13 protein-coding genes are annotated in these 15184 nt (G+C 62.8%); 6 read left to right on the plus strand and 7 right to left on the minus strand.

Annotation, left to right across the window (positions count from 1 at the left end):
- Positions 1-172 precede the first annotated feature (172 nt).
- The 6 genes from rraA to BMY68_RS01885 all read left to right on the plus strand — a co-directional run bounded on the left by rraA (position 173) and on the right by BMY68_RS01885 (position 4594).
- On the plus strand, positions 173-664 hold the full coding sequence (gene rraA / locus BMY68_RS01860) for a ribonuclease E activity regulator RraA (RefSeq protein ID WP_009042919.1): 492 nt from the start codon (positions 173-175) through the stop codon (positions 662-664).
- A 25-nt stretch (positions 665-689) separates the two neighbouring features.
- A complete protein-coding gene (locus tag BMY68_RS01865; RefSeq protein ID WP_085530266.1) occupies positions 690-1685 on the plus strand; it encodes a zinc transporter ZntB in 996 nt (331 codons plus the stop codon).
- Positions 1686-1748: 63 nt separating this feature from the next.
- Entirely contained in the window at positions 1749-1994 is a 246-nt protein-coding gene (locus BMY68_RS01870) for a hypothetical protein (RefSeq protein WP_007927518.1), read from the plus strand.
- 2 nt (positions 1995-1996) lie between these two features.
- Positions 1997-2821, plus strand: a complete 825-nt coding sequence (locus BMY68_RS01875) for a mechanosensitive ion channel family protein (protein ID WP_053260260.1) — start codon at positions 1997-1999, stop codon at positions 2819-2821.
- 88 nt (positions 2822-2909) lie between these two features.
- Positions 2910-3500 carry an RNA polymerase sigma factor SigX gene (sigX, locus tag BMY68_RS01880; RefSeq protein WP_009042922.1) on the plus strand — a complete coding sequence of 197 codons (591 nt, stop codon included), beginning with the start codon at positions 2910-2912 and terminating at the stop codon, positions 3498-3500.
- A gap of 107 nt (positions 3501-3607) precedes the next feature.
- On the plus strand, positions 3608-4594 hold the full coding sequence (locus BMY68_RS01885; RefSeq protein ID WP_007927525.1) for an OmpA family protein: 987 nt from the start codon (positions 3608-3610) through the stop codon (positions 4592-4594).
- A 77-nt stretch (positions 4595-4671) separates the two neighbouring features.
- On the opposite strand, the gene cobA is transcribed toward BMY68_RS01885, so the two are convergent.
- The 7 genes from cobA to BMY68_RS01925 all read right to left on the minus strand — a co-directional run bounded on the left by cobA (position 4672) and on the right by BMY68_RS01925 (position 15180).
- Positions 4672-5433: a uroporphyrinogen-III C-methyltransferase gene (gene cobA, locus BMY68_RS01890; RefSeq protein ID WP_009042923.1), complete on the minus strand. Its 762-nt coding sequence runs from the start codon at positions 5431-5433 to the stop codon at positions 4672-4674.
- 10 nt (positions 5434-5443) lie between these two features.
- A complete protein-coding gene (locus BMY68_RS01895) occupies positions 5444-8158 on the minus strand; it encodes a nitrate reductase (RefSeq protein WP_085530267.1) in 2715 nt (904 codons plus the stop codon).
- Entirely contained in the window at positions 8158-8475 is a 318-nt protein-coding gene (gene nirD / locus BMY68_RS01900; RefSeq protein WP_085530268.1) for a nitrite reductase small subunit NirD, read from the minus strand. The genes BMY68_RS01895 and nirD overlap by 1 nt, the downstream gene beginning before the upstream one ends.
- On the minus strand, positions 8472-10925 hold the full coding sequence (gene nirB / locus BMY68_RS01905) for a nitrite reductase large subunit NirB (RefSeq protein WP_085530269.1): 2454 nt from the start codon (positions 10923-10925) through the stop codon (positions 8472-8474). Before nirB ends, nirD begins: the two co-directional genes overlap by 4 nt.
- A 456-nt stretch (positions 10926-11381) precedes the next feature.
- Positions 11382-13052, minus strand: coding sequence for a bifunctional protein-serine/threonine kinase/phosphatase (locus tag BMY68_RS01910; protein WP_085530270.1), 1671 nt, complete (start codon positions 13050-13052; stop codon positions 11382-11384).
- Between the two features lie 7 nt (positions 13053-13059).
- The gene (locus BMY68_RS01915) at positions 13060-14271 is read right to left on the minus strand and encodes a nitrate/nitrite transporter (RefSeq protein WP_009042928.1); all 1212 of its coding nucleotides are present in this window, start codon (positions 14269-14271) and stop codon (positions 13060-13062) included.
- A gap of 333 nt (positions 14272-14604) precedes the next feature.
- Positions 14605-15180 (minus strand): ANTAR domain-containing response regulator, encoded by a 576-nt coding sequence (locus BMY68_RS01925; RefSeq protein ID WP_007932173.1) that lies wholly within the window; start codon positions 15178-15180, stop codon positions 14605-14607.
- Positions 15181-15184: the final 4 nt, after the last annotated feature.

Genomic DNA, 15184 nt, shown 5'->3' on the forward strand with positions numbered 1-15184 from the left:
ACATTAGGTCGCCGGTTAAGCATTCTGTTCGTGCCGTCGAGCCTGCTGAAATTGGCGTATGGTGAGGGCTAGCTGAAATGTTAAACATTTTCCGTCTGCCCTCGTATCACTCAGCATGAACCCTGCGAATTCCGACACCGCGACGTGTTCTTTCCATTACAGGAGTTTCTCGATGAATCATTACCTCACTCCCGACCTGTGCGACGCCTACCCGGATCTGGTGCAGGTGGTTGAACCGATGTTCAGCAATTTCGGTGGCCGCGACTCCTTCGGCGGCGAAATCGTGACCATCAAATGCTTCGAAGACAACTCGCTGGTCAAGGAACAGGTCGAGCTCAAGGGCCACGGCAAGGTGCTGGTGGTCGACGGTGGCGGCTCCCTGCGCCGTGCGCTGCTGGGCGATATGCTGGCCGAGAAGGCGGCGAAGAACGGTTGGGAAGGGCTGGTGATCTACGGTTGCATCCGTGATGTCGATGTCATCGCGCAAACCGACCTGGGCGTTCAGGCGCTGGCCAGCCACCCGATGAAAACCGACAAGCGCGGTATTGGTGATCTCAACGTGGCGGTGACTTTTGCCGGGGTGACGTTCCGTCCGGGCGAATATGTCTATGCCGACAACAATGGCGTAATCGTTTCGCCAAGCCCGCTGAAAATGCCCGAATAAGCAGTCGACCAAGCAAGGGATGAGGATGTTCGAGGAAGACAACGCGCAATGGGGGCTGGTACATGCCCTGGTGCTGGACGGTAAAGGTGGTGCGCGTGCGATTGCCCGAACTGAACTGGACGACTTGCAGCTGCAAGCCCATGAGAGTCTCTGGCTGCATTGGGATCGCAGCCATCCGCAAACCCAGACCTGGCTGCGTAAATCCAGCGGTCTGAGCGAGTTCAGCTGTGACCTTTTACTCGAAGAAAATACCCGGCCGCGCCTGTTGGCGCTGCCGGATTCCGAGTTCCTGCTGTTTTTACGCGGCATCAACCTCAACCCCGGCGCGGAGCCGGAGGACATGGTTTCGGTACGCATCTTCGGTTCGGCCCAGCGAGTGATCTCCCTGCGCCTGCGGCCATTGCGCGCGACGGATGAGCTGCTGGTGCAACTGGGCGAAGGCAAGGGACCGAAAACCGCCTCCGAACTCATCCTTTATATGGCTGAGTACCTGACCCATAAAGTGCAGGACCTGGTCAGCGACCTGTCGGAAGTGGTCGATGCCGAGGAAGAAAAACTGGATGCCGACGAACGGTATACCCCCGAGCACAGCAACATTCTGCAGATTCGTCGACGGGCTGCCGGACTCAAGCGTTTCCTCGCTCCGCAGCGGGATATTTTCGGTCAGCTCAGCCGCATCAGGTTGCCTTGGTTCGCCGATGACGATGGCGATTACTGGAACGAATTGAATAACAGTCTGACCCGCTACCTGGAAGAGCTCGAATTGAACCGAGAGCGCGTGGGGCTTGTGCTGGAGGCCGAAGACCGGCGCCTGAGCGTGCGCATGAACCGCATCATGTTTCGCTTCGGGATCATCACCGGGATCTTTCTGCCGATGAGTTTTCTGGCCGGTTTGCTGGGGATCAATGTGGGAGGCATTCCGCTTTCCAACAGCCCCTACGGGTTTCTGGTGGCCTGCCTGTTGATGGCGCTGGTCGCGCTGGGACAGTGGTGGTTATTCCGACGTTTGCGCTGGGTCTGATCATGAACTATGTGACCCAGGGAATTTTGATCGCGTCTTTCACTGACATATCGAGAGGTGCGTATGCACGATCCGTTTGAACAGTCGTTGCGTGACATGCTCAAGGCCACACCGTCCACCCGGGACGACGATGCGTGCCTGGGCCGCGTACTTAAAACCGCCAACCGGCAGGTGGGGGCGGGCGATCTGTTCAGCCTGCTCGGCCGCTGGTTGCCGGCGCTGATGATTGCTCTGAATAACGGATCGGCCCATATCTCGCCGGTTTCCCGTCGTAAACCTACTGCTCGCACTGCTGATAAGGCTGATTGAATATGGAACTTGATCTCTGGACTCAGAGCCTCGTCACTGCGATGACTGCGTTGTGGACCAAGGTAGCGAACTTCATTCCCAATCTGTTTGGCGCGCTGGTCGTGCTGCTGTTGGGTTTTGTGGTTGCCAAACTGCTTGATACCCTGCTTTCCAAATTGCTCGCCAAACTGGGCCTGGACCGTTTGATGGGCGGTACCGGTTTGACCAAACTGCTGTCCCGCGCGGGCTTGCAGGTACCGATTTCTACCTTGATCGGTAAAATCGTGTATTGGTTCGTATTACTGATTTTTCTGGTTTCTGCTGCAGAATCCCTTGGCCTGGAGCGGGTTTCGGCTACGCTCGACATGCTGGCGTTGTATTTACCGAAGGTTTTCGGGGCCGCGCTGGTGCTGTTGGTGGGGGTATTGCTGGCGCAATTGGCCAATGGGCTGGTGCGCGGAGCGGCCGAAGGGGTCGGTCTGGATTACGCCAGTGGCCTGGGGCGAATCGCCCAGGGGCTGGTGATCATCATCAGTATTTCCGTTGCGATCAGTCAGTTGGAGGTCAAAACCGACCTGCTCAACCATGTGATCGTGATCGTTTTGATTACCGTTGGTCTGGCTGTTGCCTTGGCCATGGGGTTGGGAAGCCGGGATATTGCCGGTCAGATTCTTGCGGGAATCTATGTGCGTGAGTTGTATCAGGTTGGGCAACAAGTGCGAGTTGGCGAGGTCGAAGGGCAGATCGAGGAGATCGGCACGGTTAAGACTACACTGCTGACCGATGAGGGCGAGCTGGTCTCTCTCTCCAATCGGATCCTGCTGGAGCAGCATGTAAGTAGCCGCTAACCCGGCAAACCCTGCTAATGTATGCCGCCGCAAAATGCCCGTGTCTGGGCTGCGGTGGACATTGACCTGACTGTCGGCCCGACTCGTTTTGAATAAAGCCCAATCGCTATCCACGCGCTATGACCCCCGTGAGCTCTCTGACGAGGAGTTGGTTGCGCGCTCGCACACGGAGCTGTTTCACGTAACGCGTGCGTATGAAGAGTTGATGCGACGCTATCAGCGAACCCTCTTCAACGTTTGTGCACGTTATTTAGGGAACGATCGTGATGCTGACGATGTCTGTCAGGAGGTGATGTTGAAGGTGCTGTATGGCCTCAAGAACTTCGAGGGGAAATCGAAGTTCAAGACATGGCTCTATAGCATCACGTACAACGAATGCATCACGCAGTATCGGAAAGAACGGCGGAAACGTCGCTTGATGGATGCGTTAAGTCTTGATCCCCTCGAGGAAGCGTCTGAAGATAAGGCGCCGAAACCTGAGGAAAAGGGCGGACTTGACCGCTGGTTGGTGCATGTGAACCCGATCGATCGGGAGATTCTGGTGCTACGATTCGTCGCAGAGCTGGAGTTCCAGGAGATCGCAGACATCATGCACATGGGGTTGAGTGCTACGAAAATGCGGTACAAGCGTGCGCTTGATAAATTGCGTGAGAAATTTGCAGGCATTGCTGAAACTTAGTTCGGCGCAAATATCTCTTACGTCTAGGTAAGTTCTGATAGACTTACCGCCGAGTTGTCCCCCGGTATGTGGGACTGCTTTACAATCACCAGATGGGGATTTAACGGATGAAACTGAAAAACACCTTGGGCATTGCCATTGGTTCTATTGTTGCCGTGACTTCGTTCGGCGTTCTGGCGCAAGGCCAAGGCGCGGTCGAGGGTGAACTGTTTTACAAAAAACAGTACAACGACAGCGTTAAGCACATCGAAGACGGCTTCAACCCAGGCGCTCGTATCGGCTACTTCCTGACCGATGACCTGTCGTTGGACCTGAACTACGACAAAACCAACCACACCCGTTCGAACGACGGCACTGGCAACCAGAAGATCAAAGGTGACACCGGCAGCCTGCTGGCTACCTACCACTTCGGTCAAGCTGGCGTGGACTCCCTGCGTCCATACGTTTCCGGTGGTTTCGGTCACCAGAGCCGTACCAACGTCCTGGCTGACGGCCACAGCGGTCGCGACCAGTCGACCCTGGCTATCATCGGTACCGGTGTTAAGTACTACTTCACCGACAACCTGTTCGCTCGTGCCGGCGTTGAAGCCGACTACGCAATGGACAACGGCAAGTGGGACTACTCCGCTCTGGTTGGTCTGGGTGTGAACTTCGGCGGCAACGCTGGCAAGGTTGCTCCAGCTCCTGCTCCAGTTCCAGAGCCAACTCCAGAACCAGAAGCTCCGGTTGCTGAAGTTGTTCGTGTTGAGCTGGACGTGAAGTTCGACTTCGACAAGTCGGTCGTTAAGCCTAACAGCTACGCTGACATCAAGAACCTCGCTGACTTCATGAAGCAGTACCCACAAACCACCACCGTTGTTGAAGGTCACACTGACTCCGTCGGTCCTGACGCTTACAACCAGAAACTGTCTGAGCGTCGTGCAAACGCCGTTAAGCAAGTTCTGACCAGCCAGTACGGTGTTGAGTCGAGCCGCGTTCAATCCGTTGGTTACGGTGAGTCCCGCCCAGTTGCTGACAACGCAACTGAAGCTGGCCGCGCTGTAAACCGTCGCGTAGAAGCGCAGGTTGAAGCACAAGCTCAACAAGCTCAGTAATCTGTAGCTTGCAGCTTTGAAAAACCCGGCCTAGGCCGGGTTTTTCTTTGTCCGCGATTTGATGAAAGCGCCTGGAGTCAGGCCGAGAACGCCGCCGCCAGGGCCGCCTCGGAAAGGGCGGGCAGTTGTGCGCCGCAAGCAGCCACTTCGCCGACGACCAGGATGGCCGGGCTTTTCAGCTGGAAGGCATGGGCATCGTCCTGCATGACATGCAGAGCGCTCCGACACAGCCGTTGCTCGGGCAGGGACGCGTTTTCAATCATGGCCACCGGGGTATAGGGCGCCAGGCCGCCAGCGATCAGCTGTTCACGTATCTCGCCCAGTTTTGCCACCCCCATATAGATCACCAGCGTTGTGCCGCTTTGCGCCAGGGCTTGCCAGTTCAGGCTACTGTCGTCCTGGGTATGGGCCGTCAGCAGGGTGACGCCACGGGCGACACCGCGCAGGGTCAGCGGGATACCGCACTGGGTAGCGCCCGCCAGGCCGGCGGTGATGCCGTTCACCAGTTCCACCTCGACGCCACGCTCCTGCAGCCACTGCGCTTCTTCGCCACCACGGCCAAAGATGCACGGATCGCCGCCCTTGAGGCGTACCACGCACTTGCCATGACGGGCGTAGCGCAGCATCAGCCGATGAATGAACGCCTGGGGCGTCGAGCGACAGCCTCCGCGTTTACCCACGGCAATAACCCGTGCCCGGGGACAGTGCTCCAGCACCGCCGGATTCACCAGATCGTCGATCAGCACCACATCCGCCTCGCCCAGGGCCCGCACGGCCTTGAGGGTCAGCAGTTCAGGATCGCCAGGGCCCGCACCCACCAGCCAGACTTTTGCGCTCATGTTTATTTCCTCACAGGGGGATTGCGACGGGCTGTGCCGAGCTGGCCAGCAGACGTTTGATTTCGGGGACGCAAGAGCCGCATTGAGTGCCGCAGCCCAGCTCCCGTTTCAGGCCATCGAGGTCCAGGCCGCGGGAGATCCCGGCACAGACCGCGCTCTGGCTGACGTTCTTGCAGTTGCACAAGGTCTTGCCGCTCGAGGCGAGCCCGGCCGCCCCTGGCGGTGCGCTCATCGGCGCCAGCAGCCAGCGGCGCAGTTGCTCATCGGCCTTGCCTTCCAGCCACAGGTTCTGCAGCCAGTGCCGGGCGAGGGTTTCACCGGCCAGGCGAATGGCGGTGATCCGCCCCTGTTCGATGCGTACCCGCTTGCCGATGGAGCGCCGAGGATCGTCATAGGCCAGCACCGGGCCTTCGTTGAGCCCCAGCAACTGGTCGATGTCCTTGAGCAGTTGCGGCGCCGGCGCTTCGGCGTTGGCCACTCGCAGCAACAGGGCCGGGCGTTCGCGGCCGGCCAGGCTCAGGCTGACGTAGGCGAAACTTTCACAGAGCGGGCGCAGGGCTTCGAAATGCCGCTGCACATCGCCTTCGATCAGGGCGAACAATTGCCACGGCAGCTGGACCGGCTCCAGGCGTACACCGCTGTGCTTGAGTTCCGGCTGTTTGGACAGTGGATCGAACGCCGGCTGAGTCACGGCATTGACGCCGCCCTTGAGAAACCTATCGCCCCAGTGCATCGGCAGGAAAGCCTGGCCCGGGCGCACGCTGTCGTCATCGGCCACGGCGACTACCACGCTGCCGCGACGGCTTTTCAGCGAGACCAGGTCACCCGCTTGCAGGTTCTGCCGGCGCAGTTCGTCCGGGTGCAGGCTGAGGACGGCTTCGCTGACGTGCCCGAACAGCTGGGCCGCTGTGCCGGTGCGGCTCATGCCGTGCCATTGATCGCGCAGGCGGCCGGTGATCAGGGTCAGGGGGAAGCGCGCATCCCGCTGTTCCTTGGCCGCGCGATATGGGTCGCTGACGAAGTGCGCCCGCCCGCTGGCGGTCGGGAAGCGGCCGTCGACGTACAGCCGCGGCGTCCCCTGTTCGGCACCGGCGGGGAAGGGCCATTGCTGCGGGCCGATACGGTCGATCAGTGCGTGGCTGATGCCGGAAAGGTCCAGGTCGCGGCCGCGGGTCAGCAGTTTGTACTCATCGAACAGCTGGGCAGGCGTATCCAGGGCGAACAGGCTGGGCTGTTGCGGACGCAGGCGCTGTTCCAGGCGCCGGGCGAAGTCCAGGGTGATGGCCCAATCCGGGCGTGCTTCGCCCGGTGCGGCCACGGCGCGGCGCACATGGGAGATGCGCCGTTCCGAGTTGGTCACGCTGCCTTCCTTCTCGCCCCAGCTGGCGGCGGGCAGCAGCAGGTCGGCAAAGGCCGCGGTCTCGGTGGTGCGAAAGGTTTCCTGCAGGACCACGAACGGGCAGGCCAGCAAAGCCTCTCGCACCGCGTTCTGGTCGGGCAGCGACTGCGCCGGGTTGGTGCAGGCGATCCACAGCGCCTTGATCTTGCCGCCGCGCAGTTGTTCGAACAGCTCGATCGCGCTCAGGCCGGGGTTGGCCGGCAATTGTTCGACGCCCCAGTAGGCCGCGACTTCAGCCCGGTGCTCCGGGTTGGCGGCGTCCCGGTGCCCCGGTAGCAGGTTCGACAGGCTGCCGGTTTCCCGGCCGCCCATGGCATTCGGCTGGCCGGTGAGGGAGAAAGGGCCGGCCCCGGGACGGCCGATCTGCCCGGTGGCCAGGTGCAGGTTGATCAGCGCGCTGTTTTTCGCGCTGCCGGCACTGGACTGGTTCAGCCCCATGCACCACAGCGACAGGAAGCTCGGCGAGGTGCCGACCCATTCGGCGCACTGGCGCAGTTGCTCGACGCTGATGCCGCACAGCTGCGCGACCATATGCGGGGTGTAGTCGTGGACCAGGTTCTTCAGCTCGGCCAGGCCTTCGGTATGCGCCTGGATGAAGTCGCGATCGATCCAGTCCTGCCACAGCAGCAGGTGCAGGATGCCGTGGAACAGCGCGACATCGGTGCCGGGCAGGATCGCCAGGTGCAAATCGGCCAGATCGCAAGTGTCGGTGCGCCGCGGGTCGATGACGATCACTTTCATCTGCGGCCGCAGGCGCTTGGCCTGCTCCAGGCGGCGGAACAGCACCGGATGGGCGTAGGCCATGTTGCTGCCGACGATCATCGCGCAATCGCTCAGTTCGAGGTCTTCGTAGCTGCAGGGCGGGGCGTCGGCGCCCAGGCTGCGTTTGTAGCCGACCACCGCCGAGGACATGCACAGTCGCGAATTGCTGTCGATGTTGTTGGTGCCCACCAGGGCCCGGGCCAGCTTGTTGAAGGCGTAGTAATCCTCGGTAAGCAATTGCCCGGAGATATAGAAGGCCACGCTGTCCGGGCCGTGTTCGGCGATGGTTTCGGCAAACAGGTTGGCCGCGTGCTCCAGCGCGGTGTCCCAGTCGGTGCGGCTGCGCGCCAGGGCCTTGCCCAGGCGCAATTCCGGATACAGGGCGCGGGCCGCGAGGTCGCCGGTCAGGTGCAGGGTGGAGCCTTTGCTGCACAGTTTGCCGTGGTTGGCCGGGTGGCTCGGGTCGCCACTGACGCCGAGGATGCGTTCGCCGTCGTGCTCGATCAGCACGCCACAGCCAACGCCGCAGTAACAGCAGGTCGAGGCGGTCGTCTGGCGGTTCATCAGCCGGCATCCCGCAGGGCCAGCAGCACGCGGCCGTTTTCCACCCGCGCCAGATGGTGATGGGCGCAGCCGGTATCCGGCGCCTGTGCTTCGCCGGACTCCAGGTCGATCTGCCAGTTGTGCAACGGGCAGGCGACCGTCTTGCCGTAGATCAGCCCCTGGGACAGTGGCCCGCCTTTGTGCGGGCAACGGTCGTCGAGGGCGAAGACTTCGTCGTCGCTGGTGCGAAAGATCGCGATGTCGCCCTTGGGGCCGTTGACGATGCGCGAGCCCAGGGCGTTGATCTCGTCCAGGGCGCAGATATCCAGCCAGTTCATGGCAGCACCTCCAGTGGCTTGACGCGGATCGGCTCGAACTCTTTTTTCAGCTGCGGCTGTTCCAGACGCTCCTTCCACGGGTCCTGTTCGAAGGACAGGGAGAATTGCAGGCGCTCGTTGAGGGCCTTGCGCCGTTGCGGGTCTTCGATGATGGCCTGCTTGATATGCGCCATGCCGACCCGTTGCAGGTAGTGCACGGTGCGCTCCAGGTAGAAGGCTTCCTCGCGGTACAGCTGCAGGAACGCGCCGTTGTATTCGCGCACTTCGTCGGCGGTTTTCAGCTTGACGAAGAACTCCGAGACCTCGGTCTTGATCCCGCCGTTACCACCGATATACATCTCCCAGCCCGAGTCGACGCCGATGATGCCGACGTCCTTGATCCCGGCCTCGGCGCAGTTGCGTGGGCAGCCGGAGACCGCCAGCTTGACCTTGTGCGGCGACCACATGTTGAACAGGTCATGCTCCAGCTCGATGCCCAGCTGGGTGGAGTTCTGCGTGCCGAAGCGGCAGAACTCGCTGCCGACGCAGGTTTTCACAGTGCGGATGGACTTGCCGTAGGCGTGGCCGGAGGGCATGTCCAGGTCTTTCCAGACCCCGGGCAAATCCTGCTTCTTGATACCCAAAAGGTCGATGCGCTGGCCGCCGGTGACCTTGACCATCGGCACCTGGTACTTGTCCGCCACGTCGGCGATACGCCGCAGTTCGGAGGGGGTGGTGACGCCACCCCACATCCGCGGCACCACCGAATAGGTGCCGTCTTTCTGGATATTGGCGTGGGCCCGCTCGTTGATCAGGCGCGATTGCGGATCGTCCCTGGCTTCGCCTGGCCAGGTGGCAATCAGGTAGTAGTTCAGCGCCGGGCGGCAGGTGGCGCAGCCGTTGGGCGTACGCCAGTTCAGGTAGCTCATGGTGCCGGCGATGGTCAGCAGGTGCTGTTCGCGGATCGCCTGGCGGATCTGCCCGTGGTTGAGGTCGCTGCAACCGCAGATGGCTTTCTCGCTTTTCGGCTTGACGTCGGCCGCGCCGCCCACGGTGTTGATCAGGATCTGTTCCACCAGGCCGGCACAGGAGCCGCAGGAGCTGGCGGCCTTGGTGTGCTTCTTGACCTCGTCGACGCTGAACAGGCCGTGTTCCTGGATCGCCTTGACGATGGTGCCCTTGCACACGCCGTTGCAGCCGCAGACTTCGGCGGTGTCGGCCATGCTCATGGCCTTGTCCTGGCCCTGGTGGCCGACATCGCCCAAAGCGTTCTCGCCGAACATCAGGTGGTCGCGGATCTCGCCGATGGCGTGGTTCTCGCGGATCTGCCGGAAGTACCAGCCGCCGTCGGCGGTGTCGCCATACAGGCAGGCGCCGACCAGGATGTCGTCCTTGATCACCAGCTTCTTGTACACGCCGCCGATGGGGTCGGAGAGGGTGATGGTCTCGGTGCCTTCGCCGCCCATGAAGTCGCCGGCGGAGAACAGGTCGATGCCGGTGACTTTCAGCTTGGTCGAGGTCACCGAGCCCTTGTAAGTGGCGAAGCCCAGTTGAGCGAGGTGGTTGGCGCAGACCTTGGCCTGTTCGAACAGCGGCGCCACCAGGCCGTAGGCGATGCCGCGATGGCTGGCGCATTCGCCGATGGCGTAGATGCGTGGGTCGTAGGTCTGCAGGGTGTCGTTGACCAGGATCCCGCGGCTGCATGGCAGCCCGGCTTTTTCCGCCAGCTCGGTATTGGGCCGGATGCCGGCGGCCATCACCACCAGGTCGGCGGGGATGATGTCGCCGTTCTTGAACTGCACCGAGCCGACCCGGCCATTGCCCGCGTCGTGCAGGGCCTGGGTCTGTTCGCTCAGGCGGAATTTCAGGCCGCGGCTTTCCAGGGCGCTTTGCAGCAGCTGGCCGCTGGTCTTGTCCAGCTGGCGCTCCAGCAGCCATTCGCCGATGTGCACCACGGTCACGTCCATGCCGCGCAGCATCAGGCCGTTGGCGGCCTCCAGGCCGAGCAGGCCGCCGCCGATGACCACCGCGTGCTTGTGGGTCTTGGCGGTGTCGATCATCGCCTGGGTGTCGGCGATGTCGCGGTAGCCGATCACGCCCTGCAGGTCGTTGCCGGGAATCGGCAGGATGAACGGGGTCGAGCCAGTGGCGATCAGCAGGCGGTCGTACTCGGCTTCGCTGCCGTCTTCGGCGATCACCCGGCGCTTGACCCGGTCGATCTGCACCACCTTGCGGTTGAGCAGCAGCTTGATGTGGTTGTCCAGGTACCAGCTCAGGTCGTTGAGCACGATCTCTTCGAAGGTCTGTTCGCCGGCCAGTACTGGGGAGAGCAGGATGCGGTTGTAGTTGGTGTGGGGTTCCGCGCCGAAGACCGTGATGTCGTACAGCTCATTGCTCAGCTTGAGCAGCTCTTCCAGGGTGCGGACCCCGGCCATGCCGTTGCCGATCATCACCAGCTTGAGTTTGTTCATTTCGCTCTCCGCGTAGACAGGCCGTCGGGCATGCCGGGCCTGGCTCGATAAACGTTGCGCAAACAAAAAAGGCGTCCCGCCAGTTGCCTGGCAGGACGCCTTTGTCCGGTCCCGTTCTCTCGGGAAAACCCATCCTTCGTCGTTGAAGGCCGGGTCGTATGTGCTGTTGGGAGAGTTAATGCAGCGGTTGTGCCAAGTTCCGCCAATGGCGGTTTCAGCGGGCCTGAAAGCCTGCCTCAGGCCAGCAGGGAGGATTTCCTGCACTGATTCAAAGCGTCTTGCCCACTTCTGGCGCACGCTGCGCGATCCCTGTAGCCGCTGCCGCAGGCTGCGATCGGCACCGCAGGGGCCGCAGAACCTGACGACGCGGTTTTACCCGCAGGTAGGGGATACCGCCTTACGCCGGCTACGCCGTCGGTCGCAGCCTGCGGCAGCGGCTACAGGAAAACAGTGAGGTCAGTGATGCAGGAACAGGTACAGCAACAGCAGGTTGAGCAACAGCGAGACCAGCGCCAGGGTGCGCCAGACTTTCAAGGGCTCGCGTTCCAGCAGCGGTCTGGGGCGCACGCTGAGGCTGCGGCGCTCGCCCTGTTCCAGCACCAGTAACCACTCTTCGGCGGTTTCATAGCGCTGGGCCGGATCGGCCTGTACCGCGCGTTCCAGGCTCTGTTCGAGCCAGTCCGGCAGGTCCGGCCGATAGCGGCTGGCGCTGACCGGGGTGGTGAAGCGCGGGCGCTGGAAGGCTTCGATTTCGCCGTAGGGAAAATGCCCGGTCAGCAAGTGATAGAGGGTCACGCCTACCGCATACAGGTCCTGCCGCGGTGTCGGCGCCACGCCGTTGAAAGCTTCGGGGGCGATATAGCTCGGAGTGCCGGGCAGCAGGTGCGCCTGGTCCTCGGACAGGCCGGGGCAATAGGCCAGGCCGAAATCCAACAGACGCAGCTCGCCGTCGTCCCCAAGCAGCAGGTTTTCCGGCTTGATGTCGCGGTGCAGGATCTGCCGGCGGTGCAGCAGGCCCACGGCCCGCAGCAGGCGCTCGGCCAGGTCCTGCCACTGCGCCAGCGGCAAGGGGCCATGTTGTTGCAGATGCTCGGCCAGGGTCTGCCCCGGGTATTCGCGCATCACGTAATACAGGTGTTGGCGGGCGGTCGCGGCATGTACTTCGGGAAAGTGCCGGCCGGCCACCCGGCGCAGGAACCATTCCTCTGACAGCAGCGATTGCCCGGCCTGATGATCGTCGTGCAGATGACCGGGCAGGGTTTTCAGCAGCCAGGGTTGTTGTTGCGCATCGAGCACGCGGTACAGCAGTGATTGCTGGCTGTGCCCGAGCACCTCGACGACCTGCCAGCCTTCGAAGTGCTGGCCCGGTTTGAGAGGCGGCGGCAGTGGCCATTGCTGCAAGTGAATCAGGGCGTCGCCGATGGAGCTTTCGCCCAGGGCTTCGACCCGCACCAGCAGGGCGCTGGCATTGTCCTGGCTGCCGGCCAGGTGCGCGGCGCTGACCAGGGTCTGCACCGCGCTGTCGAGGTCGGGCTGGTCGCGCAGGATCGCGGCGATGGCGGTGTCGCCCAGGGTCGCCCAGACGCCATCGCTGAGCATCAGGAAACTTTCGTTTTCCCGCAGTTCGCCATCGAGGAAATCCACCACCAGGTGCTGGTCCAGGCCCAGGGCACGCTTGAGCACATGCTGCATGCCGGGTTGGTCCCAGACATGATCGTCGCTGATGCGTTGCAACTGATCGGCATGCCAGCGATAGACCCGGCAATCGCCGACATGGGCCAGGGTAAAGCGCCGGCCGCGCAGCACCAGGGCGCTGACGGTGGTCAGTAGCGGCTGGCCGCCGCCGTTGGCCTGCAACCAGCGGTTCTGCGCCAGCAGCAGGCGTTCCAGGGCCTGGGCCACGGCCCAGGTTTCCGGGGTGGCGTAGTAGTCCAGCGCCAGCGCCTGCAAGGTCGAGCGCGCGGCCAGGCCGCCATCGGCGCATTGGCTGACACCGTCGGCGATGGCGAACAGCAGGCCCTTGCTGGCGGCCAGGGTCGGCGCCGGGGTGACCAGGCGCAAGGCGTCCTGGTTCTCCGCGCGCGGACCGATGGCGCTGGCCTGGGCGTGGCTCAGTCGCAGGCTCATGGACAGCTCAGACCCGCGCCGCGGTGACAGCGGCGGAGCCCCAGGTGGTCCGCCAGCGGCGTTTCACGCCGTGCAGGCCGAACCAGGCCAGCACGCCCAGGCTGGCGAACAGCCACAGGGCCAGTTGATAGCTGCCGGTGCTTTGCTTGATCGCGCCCATGCCCGCGGCCAGGGCGAAACCGCCGATGCCGCCGGCCATGCCGATCAGCCCGGTCATCACCCCGATCTCGCGGCGGAAACGTTGTGGCACCAACTGGAAGACCGCGCCGTTACCCGCACCCAGGCCGAGCATGGTGCACACGAACAGGGCCAGGGCCGCGTAGGAGCTGGGCAGGTTGAAACCGACCGCGGCGATGCACACCGCCGCGACGCTGTACATCACCAGCAGGGTGCGAATGCCGCCGAAACGATCGGCCAGGGCGCCGCCCAGCGGGCGCATCAGGCTGCCGCCGAACACGCAGGCGGCGGTGTAGTAGCCGGCGGTGACCGGGCTCAGGCCGTACTGGTCGTTGAAGTAGCCGGGCAGGGCGCTGGCCAGGCCGATGAAGCCGCCGAAGGTCACGCTGTAGAAGAACATGAACCACCAGCTGTCGCGGTCTCCCAGGGCCTTGAAGTAGTCGGCCATGGATTTGGCCTTGGGCCGTTCCGGGGCGTTCCTGGCCAGCCAGGCGAACAGCACCAGGGTCAGGATCAGTGGGATCAAGGCGAAGCCGAACACGTTGCTCCAGCCGAAGGCGCCGGCCAGCAAGGGCGCGAACAGCGCCGCGAATACCGTGCCGGAGTTGCCGGCCCCGGCGATGCCCATCGCCTTGCCCTGGTGCTGCGGTGGATACCATTGCGAGGCCAGCGGTAGGGCCACGGCGAACGAAGCGCCGGCCATGCCCAGGAACAGCCCCAGCAGCAGGGCCTGTTCATAGCTGTGGATGCCCAGCTTCCAGGCGCAGAACAGCGCGCCGATGACAATCACCTGGCCGATCAGCCCGGCGGTCTTGGGGGACAGGCGATCGGCCAGCAGGCCCATGGCGAACCGCAGCACGGCGCCGGCCAGGATCGGCGTGGCCACCATCAGCCCGCGCTGCTGGGTGGTCAGTTGCAGGTCGGCGGCGATCTGCACGGCCAGCGGGCCGAGCAGGTACCAGACCATGAAGCTCAGGTCGAAGTAGAGGAAGGCCGCGAACAATGTCGGGGTGTGGCCGGATTTCCAGAAGCTTGAATTCATCGCGCACCTCAGCTGTTAAGAGTCTCGAAAGGAGTCATGAGCTTTTGCGTGGGGCGCCATTACGGCCGCTCCACCGGCCCCGGGCTGTGGGGCCAAAACGAAAAAACGCCGCAACCCGCATCGCCTGGGGCGAGAAGGGTGTGCGACGTCTTTGTCGTAGGTGGGGCAACCGCCGTTGGTTACCTGTGTCGATTACATAGCCAGATTTGTGCCAAGAGTGAGAATCCTGGAGGCCCGGATCGCGGGCAAGCCTCGCGCCTACAGAAACTCACGGTCTTCTTCCGTAGGAGAGAGGTTTGCCCGCGATAGGCCGCCGCCCCACAGTTGCGGGATTCAGCCCAGCAACTCGCTCATGGCGATGATCTGCTCCGCCACCTGGATCAGCTTCTGCTGGCGGCTCATGGCCTGGCGGCGCATCAGGGTGTAGGCCTGTTCTTCGTTGCAGTCTTTCATCTTCATCAACAGCCCCTTGGCCAGCTCGATGCGCTTGCGCTCGGCCAGTTGCTGGTCGCGGGCCTGCAGCTGCGCGCGCAAGGCCTGGTCGCTCTCGAAGCGGGCCATGGCCACGTCGAGAATGGGCTGCAGGCGCTGGGCCTGGATGCCTTCGACTATGTAGGCACTGACCCCGGACTTGATGGCGTGGCGCATCACGTCGGGGTCGTGCTCGTCGGTGAACATCACGATCGGCCGTGGCTGGTCGCGGCTGACCAGTACCACTTGCTCCATCACATCGCGGCTCGGTGATTCGGTATCGATCAGGATCACGTCCGGACGCACCGTTTCGACGCGCGTCGGCAGGTCGATGGTCAGGCCCGACTCGTCGATCACCTCGAAACCGGCTTCCATCAGGGCCGCCTTGAGCCGACCGACCTTCTTGGCGGTGTCGTTGATCAGCAGGATACGCAACATGGTC

Origin of the sequence: Pseudomonas sp. NFACC41-3 (genome assembly GCF_900109505.1) — a bacterium.
GTDB lineage: Bacteria > Pseudomonadota > Gammaproteobacteria > Pseudomonadales > Pseudomonadaceae > Aquipseudomonas > Aquipseudomonas chlororaphis.